Raw genomic sequence first — 19,111 nt, forward strand, 5'->3', positions numbered from 1 at the left:
AAATCATGACCACCCGTCCAACGGGTGGTTTGCACTTGGGGTATAACCCCCTGTTGCCAAACTGCGCCTAAAGACGCTAGCCTGACCACAAATCTGTTCAGGCTCAGTGTAATTTGTCACTTTCACTAACCAGTTAAACTGGTTTATTTCTTTTTGCTCCTGTTACTGCTAAACGGATCTTCGTACTCTTTTACACTCAACTTATCTATTGCTTGGTCATGTGCTTCTTGTTCACGAATGTATTTTGCTACGGTTGCTTCATTTAGGCCCACTGTACTTACATAATAGCCTTCTGCCCAAAATTTTCGATTCCCATATTTATACTTTAGTTGCGCGTGCTTTTCAAAGATCATTAGCGAACTTTTCCCCTTCAGATATCCCATGAATGTGGACACGGCTATCTTTGGGGGGATCGCTACCAGCATGTGTACATGATCTGGCATCATATGACCTTCCAGGATGTCCACTCCCTTATACTTACATAAACGTTTGAAAATTTCGATTAAGTCTTTCCTCACTTGATTATAGATCTCTTTCCGTCTATACTTCGGGGTGAACACAATGTGGTATTTGCACATCCACTTCGTGTGAGCTAGACTATAGCTCTTGTTTGCCATCTAAGACCATTCCTTTCAATTGAGCCTGAACATCTCAATTCTATCGGGATGGTCTTATTGGTCAAACCCTCGATCCCTCCACCCGCATAGCGGGTGGTTTTTTGTTTCGCGCGTTTCACGCACTCAACTGGCTAAAGCCATAATAAAAAAAGCGCCTCATCCGCAAGGGACGAGCACGCTCGTGGTTCCACCCAAAATTCAATCCGCTATTCGCGAAATCCTTAGCTGTCCTGTAACGGGAACTCCCGGCAATCCTTACACTCATCACCTGCACTTTGCACAGGCTTGATTTCAAAATTGCAGCTACAAGGTGGTAAATACTTAAGTCTCCCATAGGGGCTTTCAGCCGGGGCCCCATTCTCTGATATGGCATTCGTAAGCATTCATGTCCTTGATCGTCGCTTGACCTATATAAAAATCAAAAAAGCGCACTGTCCGCATAGGGACGAGCGCGCTCGTGGTTCCACCCAAGTTCAATCCGCTGTTACTACTTGCATTCAGCCGCAGCGAATTCTCAGTGTTCTGTAACGGGAATTCCCGGCAATCCTTACACTCATCACCTGCACTTCGCAGGCTTGATTTCAAAATTGCAGCTACAAGGCGGTAAATACTCAGGTCTCCCACAGGGGCTTTCAGCCGGGGCCCCATTCTCTGATATGGTGTCGGTAAGTATTCATGTCCTTGATTCCAGCTTTTGCGATACAACAATACTAAGCAACCGTGAATTAAATGTCAACCGTTATTTACCCCGCCCGCTCAAATCGGATCGTATACGCCGTGTCTTGAAGCGGGTTAAAGCGAATATACACAAACACGCCAAACTCATTGCCGTCCTTGGTCCTGATCCAGAGCTTGAATTTCTCCTCAGCCTGATCTGCCGCAAGATTGGTTCGGCCCACATGTAAATAATCAATAATATCCGCTTGATAGTGGCGCTGAGTTTCCTTGACAGCAATCGTGCCCCATTTGGCGTATTCCGGTGCAGCAACCAGTTTCGGAGCAATGACCACTAACAATAAGGCAACTGCCATGATTACACTCCCGATTAGACCTGTTATTTTCCTCATATTCACACCCCTCTCCTAATATCCCCCCCCTACACCCAGCAATATTCTTCACTTACTTTAGTCTATGAGCTCTAGTACTTGATGACTGGTAGTTTATCCTTCTGATCTGCTACGTATCCAAATGCTCCGCTCGGTTCACAACTGCTGAAAACCTGTACGTCCTGATCGCTGCAACTCTGCTGCCTGTTCACGAAATTCCCTTGTTTGCTCACAGTACCCATGAATTTCATCTATAAGCTGTTCGTATGCTGCACGAGCCTGGGCAATAGACCTCACTTCTTTTTCTGCTTCCTGTGCTAGTTGCTGGTTCTTCAACTCTTCTGCCCCTACTTGTACACGTTTTTCCATTCGTTTCATCCTTGTTTCTGGCACACAAGAAAAGCTCAATCCTACTTATAAAACAAGTTGGAAAGAGCTTATGTAAAAATACTATACTATTCTTGTTTTTTAGCCCAATATCCTTCAATTTCATTTATTGCGTTTATTGCATCTGCCCTAATACTCCCATTCTCATGATCCAAATACTTGGTCAGATAGGATAAGTAATCCTTTTTAAAAGTGAACCCTAATATCGTCAATGCGGAGTGGAAACATTCTTCGGGCAGAGTATCAAGATTGTACGCTAAAATATCAAAGTTAATCTCATCAATATTCTTATACGTTGCTGCGGTAAGTATTGCGTTGAATATTTCCTCCTTTATCTCTAAGTTGTCTTCTTTAAAACCGAAATCAAGTAATGCTATAATTATTTCCTTACAATTATCAATTGAATTGTTATATGATTCAAATACATCACAAAGGTGGCTTAAAACTTCTGTTTTTTCCTCAACATCTGAACCAGAGAGTATCGCCCTTAATTCTTCTACCTTCATTCTTTTCACCTCACTTTTTATGGAGCAAATGGGATATGGGTCTCATTGGCAATTGACTCATTATAATATGGACTGTTCTCTTTAAGCACATTCTCTTTATGGAAGTTCCCGTTTGAATCCATTGTCCACTTCCATTTTGGGTTTACTTGTTTGATCTCTACTCTATAAATCCAACCATTTGCAGCATTGCTTCCAGGTGGGGCGGAAGGATCGATACTATGCGCGCGAACATCCCATGTCTTCCCTGCTTCATCAACCCATCTGAATTTTATTCCTTCCTTTGCCCCTCCTGTCACTTCCCGCCAAGGAATTTGTTTAGCATCTGCGGGTATCCTAGATATAAGGTCATTTACATCTTTAACATTTTGAAAGTCGCCAACCGCTCCAGTCCCAATTCTATTAAGGTCTATATTAGGAGCTTTTGGCGTCCCCTTAGTCCCGGGCTCTATTACTTTTGATGGCTTACCCGTTAATACTTCTCCATTCGGAGACACAAGTCTCCCTTCACCGATGTCTGTCCTTCCTACATTCGGTACCCTTGTCCATTTTCCTTCCGGGGTCTTCTTAAAATAAATTGGACCCATGTCCGGTGGTAATCTAACAATTTTTTTCGGGTATTCCAGCTTATTGGCTGCCCTCGCTATTGCGCCTAACTTCGCAGCCTTCCCCAGCTTATTCACCTGCATTCCGGGTACAAAGAAGGAGGAAAACACTGTCAGCATTTCTGTCTTCTGCTCTGGGGTTCCATTTTCAAAATCTTTATACAGCTTCTTCGCGCCTTCCCAGATCACTTGCGGATTTTGTACCAGATAAATCGCTGAATTTAGAACCTCCTGCGTTGTACTCACAGGATCGGTAGCGAATTGAAACACAAGCTGTACCGTGCCCATCGTACCCATGACAGTCTCTCTTGCTAGGGTTTGTCCAAATGTACGTAGGACTGAATCGACGCTTTCCACTTTCTCGCGCCATTCTGTCTTGCCGTAAGTCTCCTCTAGCCAGATCAGATATTCCAGACCCGGATTCACCATTTGCTCATGTTGGATATGCTCTTGAAAGTATGTAAGTGTCGTTTCGTTCTCTTTGTTATACGGATCAATAGGGGTTCCGTCTGGTAATTTCGAAGGCGGGCTGTTCGCTTCAATTTGTGCCTGCATGTCCATAATTATCGTGACAATCTGGTCATCATCAACTAGCTCCCAATCTCGCTCTCCCTTTTCTTGCATCAGTGCGTGAAGACGGTTCATGATACCTTGGTGCTGGAAATCCTGAAGTAATTCAAACCTATTGGGGAACTTGATGGATCCGGAAGAAGAGGACTTATTGGAGTGAAACAGACTATGTTCTTTCAAATCCTGCGACTGTGCAGCAAGAAACGGGAAGGTATGATCGAAGTGGGGTGTAGACGATTGGGTTTGAAGCAACTTCTCGACTTGCCTGTCGGTATCTGCATATTGACCTGCGGCAGATCTGAGTCCGTCTACCTTCTCCCGCATCTGGTCATCTAGTCGCCTAGCCAACACTTCAATCTCGCGGAGTATGCTTTCAGCTTCTTGAGCAGCTTCACGTACGTAATACTCCGAGTAATTGGCTTCTGTATCCCGCAGCAGACGATTCACATCCTTGGACATTCCGGTAATCTCCTGCTCCATGGTCTGGCGTAAATGCTCTACTACCTTGGCCAAATTCTCGAGTCGATCAAGATCTATCTTTTGAATGGAAGGACACCTCCTACACATGATATACCGTCAGTTATTTCATACGTTTTGGAATCACATGGTGTAAGGTAAATGGTTCTGAGGTGGTTATACTAGGGCTAAGAGGGATTACATGACATATATTCTAGAAATCCATATAGGATAATACAATATATTCCTGGATAATACAAAAATACGACTGTTTTCTTGCTTTAGCCCCGATCAAAGGAGAATCCATCCAAACAGCGGATTCTTCTGCTAATGGGAGCACTAATTGCATAAAGTACAACTAAAATCTCGCAAATCGACTATAGCCTTACTTTAATTGCAAAACGTACACTTAAAATTAGAAATTCTCTTGACTCGCAAGATATGAGTGTTTTTAAATGTACAAAATACACTTGCAAGAGAGGACTTCCGAAAGAACCAGGAAAATAAGTGTAGGTTTTGCAATTAGCTTAGGGGTGATACAGTAATTTCTTAATATTTGTACAAATAAACATTCATGATCTCCCGAGCGCAAACCAAGCATGAAAATAGCGAGCGTTTAGAGCTTCCGCCTCCATCCGATACTGCTAATACATGACGCGAACACGTTCTTTTTTATGGTGGTGTAACCCCGACAAATAAACTGTTGAGGATGAAGCTCGAATTCATCCACCGTCATGTATTTCAGCTACGGAGGGATTAAAGTATGGAAGTATTACTTGAACGTTGCGCTGGTATGGACGTTCACCAAGAGACGATTGTTGTTTGTGTAATAACGACGGATGCAGCTGGTGAGACTCACAGCGATGTCCGAACCTTTGGAACAATGACCAAGCATCTTTTCGAATTACTCAAGTTTCTAGAGACTCACGGCGTTACACACATCGCGATGGAGAGTACGGGAATCTACTGGAAACCTGTATACAACATTCTGGAGGGCTACTTCACTGTTGTACTCGCAAATGCGCAGCGCATCAAGAATGTCCCCGGTCGCAAGACGGACGTTTGTGACGCGGAATGGATTGCGAAGTTGCTTCGGGTCGGTCTTATTGAACCAAGCTTTGTGCCATCCGAGGACTTGAGAGAGCTCCGTGACCTTTGCCGACTTCGGAAAAAACGAATGGGTTCTCTAACGGCGGAGAAAAATCGTATCCAGAAGTATCTTGAAGCAGGGAACGTCAAGCTTGGCAGCGTTATCTCAGATATATTCGGTGTATCCGGACGAAACTTGTTGCAGCGCTTAATTGCGCAAGGTTACGTGGACGCTGAAGATGTCGAAGCGAGCGTCAAGGGCTCGATCAAGAACAAACAGGCTGAGGTTACCGACTCTCTTTTTGGCACAATGACCCCACATCAGATTCGTTTGATCAAAGACTGCTGGGAGCACATTGAATACTTGGAGAAGTCCATCGCTCGATTGGAAGGCGAGATTCATGAGCACTTAGAACCTTACCGCACGGAGTACGAACTACTTCAGACCATACCAGGGGTCAGCGAACGAACAGCTTCGGCACTCCTCGCAGAAATCGGCGTCAATATGGAGCAGTTTCCGACCGCTGATCACCTTGCTTCCTGGGCTGGTGTAGCGCCAGGCAACCATGAAAGTGCGGGCAAAAAAAAGTACAAAAAGCGTAAAAGGCAATCCTCATGCGAAAGTGACATTATGCGAAGCGTCCTGGGCAATCGCTCGCTCACGAAACACGATATTGGCAACGAAGTTTTGGAAGATTGCTTCACGACGAGGGAAGAAAAAAGCTTGCATCGCCATCTCGCGCAAGATACTTGTCATTGCATACCACATGTTGAAAAGCAAACAAGCTTACATTGATGGTGGCCCATTAACGACGCTCACGCAAATTGGTTAACCTAACAGCATAGACAAAACCAATTGACTTTAAACCTAGTCCCTTCAAAGAAGTTGGACCGGGCATCTTATCGGCATTTTTCAGAAATCTATTACTTTTCAAAAGACGATATTCAATCAAACGAGCGTTTGGATTTTCACAGAAAAATGAACTTTCTGCGCTCCTTGCGACTCTTACAGTTAAGAGAGGTGAAGGCATGAATGTAGCTCGACTAGTGAAAAGAGCAAAAAAAGGCAATAAAGAAGCATTGCTTCAGCTTATAACTGCGGAGCAGGATGCTTATTATCGGCTTGCTCTTACTTATATGGGAAATGACCATGATGCGATGGATGCCATGGAAGATATGATCGTCACATTATACGAGAAAATCGATCAGCTGCAGAATGCACAGGCCTTCTATAGCTGGAGCAAGACTATTCTGGTTAACAGTTGCAGAGGGCTGCTCCGCAAGCGGAGCAAGCTGGTGCTAGTGGATGAATGGGAGATGGGAGCAAATCGCCAGCGCCCTGGACAAGATACGGATCGTGGTAAGGTTATGGTCAGCCCATTTCCGATCCATCCCGCTGCGGTGGATGACTCCTACTTAAGAAGTGAACAGCAGATCGATATCCAGAGCTTGTTTCAACATATCAATGAACAGCAGAGAGAAGCGATTCAGTTGAAATATTTTCATGACCTGGACTATCAGTCGATCGCCGATATAACCCAGGTCTCCATCGGGACGGTGAAATCCCGGATTCATCAAGGGCTGAAGAAGCTTAAAGAGCATTACGGAGGTGATAGGAATGAATGAGCTTGAGCCGCTATTCGACGCTGAGAAGAAACGCATCGATTCCATAAAGGCACCGGAAGAGCTTGAAGGCCGATTAAGAGCCGCGCTAAATACCGCCCCGCCCAAAAAGACAAAGAGGATCTCGCCGATCATAAAAGCCGCCGTCGTCGTCATGCTGGTCGCCGTGGTTTTTGGATCGAACTATAATGTGCTCGCCTATTATGGCAAGCAGCTATTCGGTTTCGATGAGCTGATGGAAGATACTCTGAAACAGCTTAATGCTAAGGGGAAGGGGCAGAGTATTGAGGAGAAGACCCGATTGAAAGACGGCACGGAATTCACCATCAACGGGATTATCGCCGACGCGAATCAATTGGTGATGTATTACACGCTTTATAATCCGCACGGACTGAACCAGAACAATCTACCGATCAGTCTCTTTTCGATCAGCGGATTCTGGACTAACTCTTCCGCCGTCGGCGGAAGCTCGCTCATCAATAAGGAGCAGACAGAAATCAAGGGTATGATGACCTTTGACAGTGTGAGCCCTTTTGCCAGGAAACTAACGCTGCATTATGGTCAGTCGCTCTCGGCAGATGGACAAATGACGGAAGGAATGCTCACTTTTCCGTATAATCCGAATCAGGCGCTGCCGACACAGATCAAGCAATCGATTCACAAGACGCTCAAGGTTGATCGAGGCTCGCTTACCTTTCAATCGATCACAGCTACATCCACTCAGACCGTTATCAAAGGCACGATGCGAGTGGACAATTACGACCGGGTCCCTAATGCCCTATTCGGCATCAAATTAATGGCTAACGGCGTTGAAGTTCCATCTGTCGGCAGTAGCACCAACTCTTCTTATGGCAGCAAATTCGATTTTGATATTCGCTATGATGCCTTACCAGAGCAGCTTGATTCGTTAGAACTCGTTATGGAGGAATTCGTAGGGTATCAGGAGCTTGATGCGCAGCTGTCGCTGGAAGCAATAGACACGAATCCGTTCAAGCTGGCTGACAAGAAGCTGTGGATCAGGGATGAGTCTGTTACGGCGGAGGGCATCGAAATCAAACTGGCTACAGAGGCGGATGTCATGCTGGATGGAGTTGCTATAGAGACAGATTCAGGGATGGTCGAGTTACAAACGACAATACGACAGGATCTTATCGATCAGCAGGATGGAACTAGCTTGAAAGAACGAACCCTGCGCTTTAATACCACCCAGACGCCGAAATCCCTGTTCATCAAAGGAATGCATTACATGAAGCCCTATAATCAGGCGATTGAGATTCCGGTAAAATAGCTACGTCGAAGAGCGGGCCAGGAGTAATCCGGCCCGCTCTTTCATTATTCTGGCAATTCTCTCCGGCTCCCGCTTGGATTCTGCTCGCCCTTCTCTTCTTTAAGCCACAGCTCTTGGAAATACGGACTATGGCGGAGCAGATCCTCGAAAGTGCCTTCCCCCACGATCGCCCCGTCCTTCACCAACATAATTCTGTCCACATGCTTGATGAAATTAAGCCGATGGGCGATAATCAGCAGCGTTTTCTGCTTGAACAGATCCAGAATCGAGTCCATCACTCTCTGCTCGGTAATGTTATCGAGGGCCGAGACTGGTTCGTCGAGAATGACCAGATCCCGCTGCTGAGCCATGATTCTGGCAAAGGCCAGACGCTGCCGTTCTCCGCCGGATAGCTTGATTCCTTTTTCCCCGACCAAGGTGTCCAGCCCCTCTGGAAGACCCAGCACTTTATCCTTCAGCAGCACCATATCAAGCAGCTCATAAATTCGCTCGTCGGACATCTCCTGATCAAACACGATATTGCTGCGGATCGTCGCATCGAAGATCGGGGCATCCTGTGGAATGTAGGAGACATGATCATAGAAGCTGTCCAGCTTGATCTGATCGATATCCAGCCCATCGATGAGGATATGGCCGGATTTCTTCTTCAGCAGTCCTAGCATCAGCTTGACGATCGTCGATTTGCCGCTACCGCTCAAGCCGACAATCGCCAGTGATGTTCCTTGTGGAACTGTAAAAGAAACCCGATCTAACAGCTTACTGTTTCCATAATCGAAGGACACATCTCTGAATTCGATCTGGGCGGACAGTTGCTTCACCTCCACACCAGAATGCAAATTGGCATCCTCGGGAGCATTGATGAACTGCTCCAGTCGGACATAGGCAACCCGATTCAGCTTGTAGTCTACATATATCACATTAAAGATCGCTACCGGCGTATACACCTGATCGATGAACATGATTAGAGCCACAATAATTCCGATGGAGGTGCGACCCGCCAATATTTGCTGAACCCCATACACCAATACTGCGATTTTCAACAGCACCACAATGACAGCGAATATCGTAAAAAACGCTTCATGGATCATTCTTATCCGGCAGTTCTTGGCGACGATGTCACCTGCCGTAGCTGTGAGCCTTTCGATCTCCTTGGTATAGCGTTTGTTCAACCGGAATACGACCAGCTCCATAAACCCGCGCACAGAGTATTTTGCCAGCTTCTCCTGACTTTCCAGCAGCGAGGACTTGATCCGGTACAGCATTCGCAGCAGTAAATTGGTAAGCAGGAAAACCACGATATATCCCACAGCAATGACCAGCATAATGTTCGTGTTATACAGCCCGATGAACAGCAAGCTGAAGATCACGGTCGGCAGCAAATGATGAAGTATCTCCAGGTAAAAAGAATATATGATATTGCTTCCGGCAGAAGCACCATTCTCGATCACCTTGATCATCTGACCGGTTCCGATATTCTGATAGGCGCTGTAATCCATTCGCGAAACCTTCTCAAGCGCCATAATCTTCAGCCTCTCAAATATACCGTTTGATAAATAGGTCTGAGGATATTCCGTAAGATAGTTCAAGATAGCCACTGCCAACAGAATACCGCCGTATAAAATAATTAGCCCCAGCACATCGTTCAACTGACGAATTTGAGCCACTTGATCAATCAGCATTTGAAATATTCTGATGCCGTATGCATTCAGAAATTGAATCATAAACCCCATGACAATATATAGCATTATCGTCCATTTAAACAGAACCCAGCATTTCTTCAGCATTTTTCAAATCTACCTCCAATAAGATAAAAAGCCAAGGACAGCAGCTATAAGCAAACAGGAGCGGAAGGCTGATGTTAACACATCGATCCCACCGTTCCAGCCACATATCGCAGGGTGCCCTTGGCTCATTAAAGAAAGAAATAGCAATCGCCGACACCGTTCGAAATAATCAATTTTCTCGGCTCAAAAGGGCATAGAACCCCCTTGATAGCTGGTACGCGTCTTACCCAGCCCGAGAACTAGTTACTTCGAACGATCCGGTTTGCCATTCTCTCACCTCATTCCAGTAGATTCCATTCCATTATATCCGCTTCATTCCAGTGCCACAAGACTTATTCATCTTTCCTTGCTGCCCTCCCTTCTCCCAACCTACCAGGTACAAACTGTAACGAAACTGGATATCGCTATTTGCCTCAAAAAAGGCGATTTCAAAATGTAACGAAACTGGATATCGCTATTGAGGCAATTAAAGGGCAAAAGGGCGGAAATCCGCCCGAATAACGATATAGTGTTTCGTTAGAATAGAGTAGGTGCTGATTTCGCGAAAATAACGATATGGAGTTTCGTTAGAACTCCGGGAGCCTGCACAGTTGCAGTTTTCAAGCTTAGTGGGGAGTGGATCATATAAAAAAGAACGGCCGCAGCCGTTCTCTAATCTTACTAATCCGTATTCATTATCTCAATCTCAGTACTTGGGCCTCATAAGGGCGAAGCTCCAGCTGCTCAAGCCGCGTACCCTCCGGCAATTCATAGTTGCCGATCAGCCGCTCGTAAGAACGGTAACCGACGGATGCAGGCAGCTCGAACGTCACTGGGTCAGCGAAGAAGTTAAGGATCACCAGCAAGCGTTCATCACCCCTAGTGCGAGTATATGCATAGATATGCTCGTGATCTTCAAGTAACAGCTCGTATTTACCGTAGACTAGCACTTCATGCTGCTTGCGCAGCTCGATCAGGCGGCGATAATAATGGAAGATCGAATCCGGGTCGGCCAAGGCCTCCTCGGCATTGATCTCCTTATAATTCGGATTGACGACGAGCCAAGGCGTCCCCGTTGTGAAGCCGCCATGCTCTGTCGCATCCCACTGCATTGGCGTGCGGGCATTATCACGCCCTTTGCTGTAGATCGAAGCCATGATGTCCTCGACCGAGCGCCCTGCTTCGCGATGCTCCTTGAACATATTATGCGTCTCGATATCCTGATACTCTTCAATCGTCGCGAACTTCACATTGGTCATGCCCAGCTCTTCACCCTGGTAGATGAACGGAGTACCCTGCATCGTATGAAGCAGGGTGCCGAGCATTTTTGCCGATTCCTTGCGATATTGACCGTCATTGCCGAAGCGGGATACCATCCGTGGCTGGTCATGATTGTTCAGGAACAGGCTGTTCCAGCCCTTGCCGTCAAGCTCGGTCTGCCATTTACTCATGATGCGCTTGAAATCAAGCAGCTTCCACGGTGTCACATACCATTTTCCTCCCGGGCCTGAGTCGATATCCATCGATTCGAACTGGAACACCATGCTCAGCTCGCCCCGGTCTTCACCCACATAGAGCGCCGCTTCCTCCGGTGATACTCCCGGCGTCTCGCCGACCGTCATCACATCATACTTCGACAGTACCTCCCGATTCATCTCCTGCAGGAATTCATGGATACGCGGGCCATTCATGAAGTATTTACCGCCGTCCTTGTACTTGCTCTCTCCTTCACCATCCGGCAAGCCTTCCACCTTACTGATCATATTGATCACGTCCATCCGGAAGCCATCGATGCCTTTATCCAGCCACCAGGTCATAAGGTCGTACACCTCGCGGCGTACCTTCTCATTCTCCCAGTTCAAATCCGGCTGCTTCTGCGAGAAGAGGTGCAGATAATACTGCTCCGTCGTCTCGTCGTATTTCCAGGCCGAGCCGCTGAAGATAGAAGCCCAGTTGTTCGGTTCCTGACCGTCCTTGCCATCGCGCCAAATATAATAATCACGGTACGGATTATCCTTGGATTTGCGGGATTCAACGAACCAGGCATGCTCGTCCGAGGTATGGTTCACGACCAAGTCCATAATCAGCTTCATTCCGCGGCTATGCAGACCGTCGAGCAGACGCTCCCAATCTTCGATCGTACCGAATTCATCCATAATTCCTCGATAGTTGCTAATATCATAGCCATTATCGTCATTCGGCGATTCGTAGACCGGACATAGCCAGATCACATCCACTCCCAGCTTCTGCAAATAATCCAGCCTGGAAATAATCCCCGGAATATCGCCGATCCCATCCCCGTTGCTGTCCTGAAAGCTGCGCGGGTATATCTGATATACTACGCTTTCCTTCCACCATGTCTTCTTCATGAGTGAAAACTCCTATCCATTGAGTTATCTATTTATTTCTATATATTTATGATGCTTATGATTTAACGGCGCCTTGCGTGATTCCGTTAATAATCCATTTCTGAGCGAAGATATATACGATCACCATCGGTGCCAACGCCAGCAGGTAAGAGGCAAAGGCCAGGTTATAATCCGTGCTGAATTGCCCTTGGAATACATACTGTACCAATGGCAGAGTGTACGATTCCGGCTTGCTCAGAATAATGAGCGGCAGCATGAAGTCATTCCATGTGGACAGACAGCTCAGAATGGCGACAGTCGCATTAATCGGCGCAAGCAGCGGGAAAATAATCCGCCAGAAGGTACCATACGTTGACGCACCATCCACTGTAGCCGCTTCCTCCAGTTCTAACGGGATGGAGCGGATATAACCGACATAGACGAAAATGTTAAAGGCCAGACCATAAACGATATACAGAATAATCAAGCCAGGAACATTGTTCATATTCAGATCAGTCGTCAGCTTCACTACCGGCAGCATAATGATCTGGAATGGAATGAACATCGCGCTAATGAAGTAGAAATACAAGCCTTTGAAGAATTTATGGTTCATATTACGCGCTACTGCGTACGACACAAGCGAGTTGGTCAAGAGCACGAAGCTCACCGAGCAGAACGTAATGATGAAGCTGTTCTTAAAGGCCGAGAAGAAATCCGTCGCTTCGATCGCCCGCGTAAAATTGTCGAAATGTAGTCCTGTCGGCAGAGCGAAGATGGATTGCGCCATTTCCTCCGGATTTTTCAGTGCGATCGACACCGTCATGTATAGCGGAAATAGTATAACGAGCGAACCGAGGGTAATCAGTGCTGTGATGAGCCAATTGGTAGAATTTCTGGTTTTCATTAGGCATCCAACTCCCTCTTCTGTAAAAAGTTAAGCTGCACTACGGAGATAATTACGATCACGATAAAGTAAATAACCGCGTTCGCCGATTGATAAGCGAATTCCCCGCCCTGGAAGCCGCCTTGATAGATCAGCATAGCGATCGATTGCGTCGCACGTCCCGGACCGCCGCCGGTAAGGGCTACGATCTGGTCAAATACCATGAGCGAGTTCTTCATCGCCAGCACCATGTTAATCGTAAAGAATGAAGCCAGCATCGGGAACGTCATCGACCAGAATCTGCTCCATGTACCCGCGCCATCGATATCCGCCGCCTCGTAAATATCGCGCGGAATAGTCTGTAGACCGGCCAGGTACAGGATTGTATTGAAGGCAATCCCTTGCCATACGGCTACGATTACGATACCGATCCAGGCCCATTTCTCACTGCCGAGAATATTGGTCGCCAGCATCTCGCTGCCGAGCTTCTCGCCGATCATCGGAACAGCATTCGCGAAGATATAGTTGAAGATATAACCGACGATCAGTACGCCGAGGACGTTAGGCAGGAAGTAAATGCCCCGGAAGAAATTACGGAACTTGATGCGTGAGTTCAGCCCTAGAGCGATAAGCAAGCTAAGTACATTAATAAAAATAGTTACAACAATCGCGTATTTGAAAGTGAACATATAGGCGTTCAGTACATTGCCGTCCGTGAACAGAGAGGCAAAGTTCTTGAAGCCTACAAAGTCATAGCTGTCACTATATCCATCCCAATTCGTGAATGAATAGAATATCCCTTGCAGCGTTGGAAAGGTATGAAATAGGAAAAACAGGAGCAAGGCCGGTATGGTCATGGTATAAAACGCGGCTTTCTTTTTGGCCATCGTAATCCTCCTTCTTGAAATGGAGAAGAGCGCACAAGTAGCGCACTCTTCTCACAGGTATCAGGCTCTGTTATTTGCGGTTTGCAACCTTATCCCACTCTGTATCGAACTGCTTCACATAAGCGTCTACATCTTTCTTTTGCAGGAAGCCTTGGATGATCGTATCAGCCTTCACCGCACTTGGAATATAGTGGTCGGAGAAGTCCTCGATTGCACCGCTCTCGAATGCCGCATTGAAGCCTTCTACACTTGGATCGGATTGAGTTACACCTTTAACTGCTGAGAATGCTTTTTGTTGATCGATGAAGAATTGAATATTGTCAGGTTGCAGCATGAAGTCGATGAACTTCTTGGCTTCTTCTGAATGCTTCGTATTCTTGGAGATCGCCAGCAAGGTATCCACACCGGAGATCACTTTATTCTTCGCTTCATCATTCGTTGCCGGGAATGGGAACACGCCCAGTTCAACATTCGGGTTCGCTTTCAGGATTTCAGGAATAGCCCATACGCCTTGGATATACATAGCTGCTTCACCTCTTGCGAATGCGGTATTCCCGTCATTGTAGCCTTTGCCGAACAGATCCTTCTGTCCGAACTCAATCAATTTCAGTTGCTTCTCAGCCACTTCACGGAATTCAGGGCTATCGAATTTGATCTTTCCTTCAGCACGATTGGCATAGAAGTCGATTCCAACGATGTCACTCGACAGGGAGTTGAATGGCACCAATGTGGTCCAAGCATCCTTCAGCGTCTGATAAATAGCGACCTTGCCGCCATCCTTAGCCTTCTGAGCCGCTACGATAAATTCATCCCAAGTCTTAGGAACTTCAATGCCAAGCTCCGTGAAGATCGCTTTGTTATAGATCACACCGCTCGCATTAGCTGTGAACGGAATGGCATAAGCGCTGTCCGATCCGATCAGCTTATTCAGCATGTTCAGATAAGAAGGCTGAATGTTCTCGAGCAGAGCATCTCCGGTAAGATCGGCGAAGATTCCACTCTTAGCCAATTGAGCATAAGTATCCGTAGCACCGAGACCGATAATATCAGGAACATCTTTCTTCGCTACACGGGTTTTAAGTACAGTCTCAGCATCCGGCGGGTTCACCTGCTGAACATGAATATTCGGGTTGGCCTCATTAAACTTTTTAATAAGAGCATCGAATGAATCCTTGGCTTCTGTCTTGTTCTGGAAGAACTCCAGCTCCACCTTCTTGCCAGCTGCCTCGTTGCCGTTAGAAGTATTCGAATTTTTATTGCCGCCCCCACAGCCGGCTAGAGCCAACAAGAATAAGGCGCTCACAAGAACTAAGGATATTGTCTTTTTCATAACGTACTGACCCTCCATACTTTGTAATTTTGCTGTGTAGAATAACCAATAGCGAGTAAACGTATACTTCTATACTAAGAAAGTTCCTGTCTTCTCCGTTCTCGGCAACCACCTCCTTTAAAGATGTCTATCCGAACCTTCTACTGAATCCTCTATGAATAATTATGGAAGAATAGATTCATATAGAAGTAAACGTTTACTCTATTGTGAAAAAACTTGCCTTGGATCAAGGCATTTGACGAACTGTCTGTCTCTCTATTAAATTATGGTTCACAATACTGCTGGACACTTGCTCTGCGCCTTCGATCAAGTCGATCAGCATTTCAGATGCGGTACGCCCCATCATCGTCAATGGCTGATGAATCGTCGTCAACGGCGGATAGACCATTCTTGAGAAGATCAGGTCATCATAGCCGACGATGGATATATCTTCTGGAACCTTGAGTCCTCGCTCCAGCGCGACCCCCATCGCTCCGATCGCCATCTCGTCACTGGCGGCGAATAGAGCCGTGAACGGCGGCGCATCTTGAAGTAGCTTCTCCATCGCCTCGCGGCCCTTATCGAGACCAAAATTTCCGTAGGCGACCCTCGATTCCATAAATTCAAGGCCATTGTCTTCAAGCGCCTGACGATAGCCCTCCAGACGTGGAATCCCGGCCATCGTATCCCAGCTCGTACCGCTGATCATGGCGATATCACGATGTCCCTTGCGGATAAGATACTCTGTAGCGTGATAGGCTGCCTGACGATCATCCACCTTCACATAAGGGATCGAGTGCTTATGAGACTGCGTATTCACAAGGACGACCGGCACCCTCATCTGCTTGAGAACTTTATAATACTCTTCCTCCAGAAATCCGCTGGTGAATATCACGCCATCCACCTGCTTCTCGCCGAGCACCTGAAGATATTTCATCGTCCGCTCCCCGTCCTTGGCGGTATTGCACACGATGACGCTAAATCCTTTGTCATTCGCCGTCTCTTCCACACCATGCAGAATCTCTGATGAGAAGCTGCTCGATACGTCAGGAACCAATACACCGATCGTCTGCGTCCGTTTGTTAATCAAGCCTCTGGCAATGGCATTAGGCTGGTAACCGAGCTCTTCAACCGCTTTCAATACTTTCTGCTTAGTCTTGTCAGAATAGCCTGAAAGATTATGCAGCACTCTGGATACCGTAGCGACGGATACCCCGGATGCCTTTGCAACATCTTTTATCGTTGGAGGATTCATATTCCCATCAACCGCAACCTTCTTCGCTTTTGTATTTGAGAATTTAAGTAAACGTTTAACTTGTTTACAGTATACTTATCCATTTCCGCTTTGTCAACGCTTTTATGAATCGCTTTCATCATTTTGTCAATCGGTCACATCCCTTATGTCCATTGGGCTAGCAGCGATACCCGCCCAAGATGCGGCTTGCATTCCCATTTCTTAGTATCAGGCTACGGCGATCATTATTATGCGTTTTCGGCGATCCATCCTCTTAAGGATGAAGAGTAATGGACCGCCGATTGCGTAATCGTTACGGTAATGTTGATAAGAGCGCTTTCACTGTATTGGCAAAACTATAATTCTGCGTTTTATCCCAATTGATCGACCAGGTCATCGCACCGCGTAAATCCGGATACTGGGCTACTGGCTTATAGGTGCCGCAATCCGTGCCGCTTGTGAGACATTTCAGCGCATTGTTCACCACCGTGGCAGACACATATCCGCCTCCCGCCGCACTTGGAGTAGCAGGCACGCCGATCCCGAGTTGCGATGGCTCCACCCACTGCAGCGTCAAATCGGACAATGCCGTCAGGAAGTCGATTGTTCCCTGGGAGTAGCATTTCCCATCACGGCCGAGCATACACCCGGAATTATAATATTGCACATTCATCACAGTCGTCATGTCTTTGAGATTATTATACAGCTGCATATATGAGGTATTCGGATTCTGCATATCAATCGTCTGCGGAGCCATGGTCAGTATGAATCCCGCGCCGACCTTGGCCTGCAATTGGCGTACCGCATTCGTCAGGTTCGTTACGTTCATGCCATTCTCTAGGTCAATATCGATCCCATCCAGTCCGAACTTCGTAATCAAACCGTACATACTATCGACGAAATTGGTGACGTTCGGGGAAGGATTATTCAGATTCACATTGCCATGTTCACCGCCGATGGAGAGAATCACCTTCTTGCCTTGAGCACGCTTGGCCTGGATATCATTGATCAGATCATCATCAGAGTATCCGCCTAGCGCATTCGACAACGGTGTATCTACATGGAAGGTTACCCCGCCTGGCTTCGTCGGATCCATTTCTGCGAAGGAAAGTGCAATAATATCATACTGGCTTGGAACATCACTGAGCTTGATATTAGAGGAACCGTTGATGAAGTTATGCCAATAGCCCGTCAGTGTATGCTTCGGCAATTGTCCTCCGCCTCCACTTCCCGCCGTGGTTGCACTTACCCCTGCACTCTGTGGCGAGACATTGCCGGCGCCATCTTTGGCCGCTATTTTGAAAGTATAAGTGGTACTGGCGGAAAGTCCGGTAACTGTAGCGCTCGTTCCTGTTACGGACAGAGCCAGGCTTGTCCCTCGATAGACATCGTAGCCAGTGACCCCGACATTATCCGCAGAAGCCGACCAGGACAGCGAGACTGAGGAGGAGGTTACACCTGTAACCGTTACGTTAGCGGGCGTTGTTGGGGCTTCGGTATCCGGGCCTGCAGCCGCATTCGTCTTCACCGTGATCGCGTTGCTGGAAGGAGAGACATTGCCTGCGGCATCCTTCGCCTTCACCGAATAAGAGTAAGTCGTATCCGGGGTTAGTCCGGTATGGGTAAATGTCAGCGTCGATCCTGAGACGCTGCCGACCGATGCTGTACCTTGAGAGATCACATATTCCGCAACGCCTACATTATCTGTAGAGGCTGTCCACTGTAATGTAATACTGGTAGCAGTTACGCCAGAGGCATTCAAATTACCCGGAGCGGTCGGCGCCTGTGTATCAGTAGATCCGCCCTGCGTCTGCTGCCATAAGGCCGGCACATTAGGCGGCTCCCAGCCGACAAGCGAGGTATGCGGTTGCAGCGCTTGATACGTATTGCCTCCATAAGTTACGGTATCATTCGCTTGATAAGATACATTCGGTGCCCACGCGCCACGATCCGCCGCAGATACCAGCGAAGGCAGCAACGCTATGAATAGCGCGACGATCAGTAAGACAGGTATTCCCCGCCTTATCCCCTTCTTCGTCTGTTGCGACATTCTTCTCATCAGAACTCCTCCTTATCGTTTCAGCTAGCTACCTCCATCTCCCTTGAAACCCTGAAATTCCTCCTTTCTTCTTTCTCTATGAAATAAACTATGCGCCATGCCTTAATAGAGCAGAAAAGTGACGACATAGAATATTTAAGCAGGACATTCTAACGGAAATCAGAGTGACAAAATAAGCCCATAACAGGATGAACGAAAATTGGACCGTGGACGACCCCAAGCGAACACAGATTAGGGACCGCTAGATTGGATTAAATTGGATTGGAAAGCTTGAAACAGGAAAATCGATACTTTTTGAAGAGGGAAACTACCACCAATTGAACTCGTGATGACTGAACCTACTCCGTAAAGAGGAATACTTACCGCAGAAAAAACGAGGGTTATCTATTAATCTTCCTTCATTGTAAATAAATGTAATGAGCTTGTCTACCTCTGATTCCAGAA

General features: G+C 46.9%; 14 protein-coding genes and 1 pseudogene. 3 read left to right on the plus strand and 12 right to left on the minus strand.

Annotated elements, in window-relative coordinates:
• Positions 1–143: 143 nt before the first annotated feature.
• The 5 genes from tnpA to BFJ94_RS15755 form a co-directional block, all read right to left on the minus strand.
• Positions 144–617, minus strand: a complete 474-nt coding sequence (gene tnpA / locus BFJ94_RS15735; protein WP_120460925.1) for an IS200/IS605 family transposase — start codon at positions 615–617, stop codon at positions 144–146.
• 743 nt (positions 618–1,360) lie between these two features.
• A complete protein-coding gene (locus BFJ94_RS15740; protein WP_120463512.1) occupies positions 1,361–1,684 on the minus strand; it encodes a DUF3889 domain-containing protein in 324 nt (107 codons plus the stop codon).
• Between the two features lie 135 nt (positions 1,685–1,819).
• Positions 1,820–2,032 carry a hypothetical protein gene (locus BFJ94_RS15745; protein ID WP_120463513.1) on the minus strand — a complete coding sequence of 71 codons (213 nt, stop codon included), beginning with the start codon at positions 2,030–2,032 and terminating at the stop codon, positions 1,820–1,822.
• 86 nt (positions 2,033–2,118) lie between these two features.
• Complete coding sequence (locus tag BFJ94_RS15750; RefSeq protein ID WP_120463514.1) at positions 2,119–2,556, minus strand: hypothetical protein; 438 nt, start codon at positions 2,554–2,556, stop codon at positions 2,119–2,121.
• A 17-nt stretch (positions 2,557–2,573) separates the two neighbouring features.
• On the minus strand, positions 2,574–4,187 hold the full coding sequence (locus BFJ94_RS15755) for a polymorphic toxin type 30 domain-containing protein (protein ID WP_162944300.1): 1,614 nt from the start codon (positions 4,185–4,187) through the stop codon (positions 2,574–2,576).
• Positions 4,188–4,947: 760 nt separating this feature from the next.
• Here BFJ94_RS15755 and BFJ94_RS15760 point away from each other — a divergent pair.
• The 3 genes and pseudogenes from BFJ94_RS15760 (at position 4,948) to BFJ94_RS15770 (ending at position 8,184) form a co-directional block, all read left to right on the plus strand.
• Positions 4,948–6,106 (plus strand): annotated as a pseudogene (locus BFJ94_RS15760) (IS110 family RNA-guided transposase).
• A 196-nt stretch (positions 6,107–6,302) separates the two neighbouring features.
• On the plus strand, positions 6,303–6,899 hold the full coding sequence (locus tag BFJ94_RS15765) for an RNA polymerase sigma factor (RefSeq protein WP_120463516.1): 597 nt from the start codon (positions 6,303–6,305) through the stop codon (positions 6,897–6,899).
• Positions 6,892–8,184 (plus strand): DUF4179 domain-containing protein, encoded by a 1,293-nt coding sequence (locus BFJ94_RS15770; RefSeq protein ID WP_120463517.1) that lies wholly within the window; start codon positions 6,892–6,894, stop codon positions 8,182–8,184. The genes BFJ94_RS15765 and BFJ94_RS15770 overlap by 8 nt, the downstream gene beginning before the upstream one ends.
• A gap of 44 nt (positions 8,185–8,228) precedes the next feature.
• Here the strand turns inward: BFJ94_RS15770 and BFJ94_RS15775 are convergent, their stop codons facing one another.
• The 7 genes from BFJ94_RS15775 to BFJ94_RS15805 form a co-directional block, all read right to left on the minus strand.
• Positions 8,229–9,968 (minus strand): ABC transporter ATP-binding protein, encoded by a 1,740-nt coding sequence (locus tag BFJ94_RS15775; protein ID WP_120463518.1) that lies wholly within the window; start codon positions 9,966–9,968, stop codon positions 8,229–8,231.
• Positions 9,969–10,642: 674 nt separating this feature from the next.
• Positions 10,643–12,316 carry a glycoside hydrolase family 13 protein gene (locus tag BFJ94_RS15780; protein ID WP_120463519.1) on the minus strand — a complete coding sequence of 558 codons (1,674 nt, stop codon included), beginning with the start codon at positions 12,314–12,316 and terminating at the stop codon, positions 10,643–10,645.
• Between the two features lie 55 nt (positions 12,317–12,371).
• Positions 12,372–13,199, minus strand: coding sequence for a carbohydrate ABC transporter permease (locus tag BFJ94_RS15785; RefSeq protein ID WP_120463520.1), 828 nt, complete (start codon positions 13,197–13,199; stop codon positions 12,372–12,374).
• Positions 13,199–14,065 (minus strand): carbohydrate ABC transporter permease, encoded by an 867-nt coding sequence (locus BFJ94_RS15790; protein ID WP_120463521.1) that lies wholly within the window; start codon positions 14,063–14,065, stop codon positions 13,199–13,201. The genes BFJ94_RS15785 and BFJ94_RS15790 overlap by 1 nt, the downstream gene beginning before the upstream one ends.
• 70 nt (positions 14,066–14,135) lie before the next feature.
• Positions 14,136–15,395, minus strand: coding sequence for an ABC transporter substrate-binding protein (locus BFJ94_RS15795; protein WP_120463522.1), 1,260 nt, complete (start codon positions 15,393–15,395; stop codon positions 14,136–14,138).
• A 226-nt stretch (positions 15,396–15,621) separates the two neighbouring features.
• Positions 15,622–16,629, minus strand: coding sequence for a LacI family DNA-binding transcriptional regulator (locus tag BFJ94_RS15800; protein ID WP_120463523.1), 1,008 nt, complete (start codon positions 16,627–16,629; stop codon positions 15,622–15,624).
• Positions 16,630–16,921: 292 nt separating this feature from the next.
• A complete protein-coding gene (locus BFJ94_RS15805) occupies positions 16,922–18,667 on the minus strand; it encodes a fibronectin type III domain-containing protein (protein ID WP_120463524.1) in 1,746 nt (581 codons plus the stop codon).
• Positions 18,668–19,111: the final 444 nt, after the last annotated feature.

Source organism: Paenibacillus aceti, from assembly GCF_003614185.1.
Classification (GTDB): domain Bacteria; phylum Bacillota; class Bacilli; order Paenibacillales; family Paenibacillaceae; genus Fontibacillus; species Fontibacillus aceti.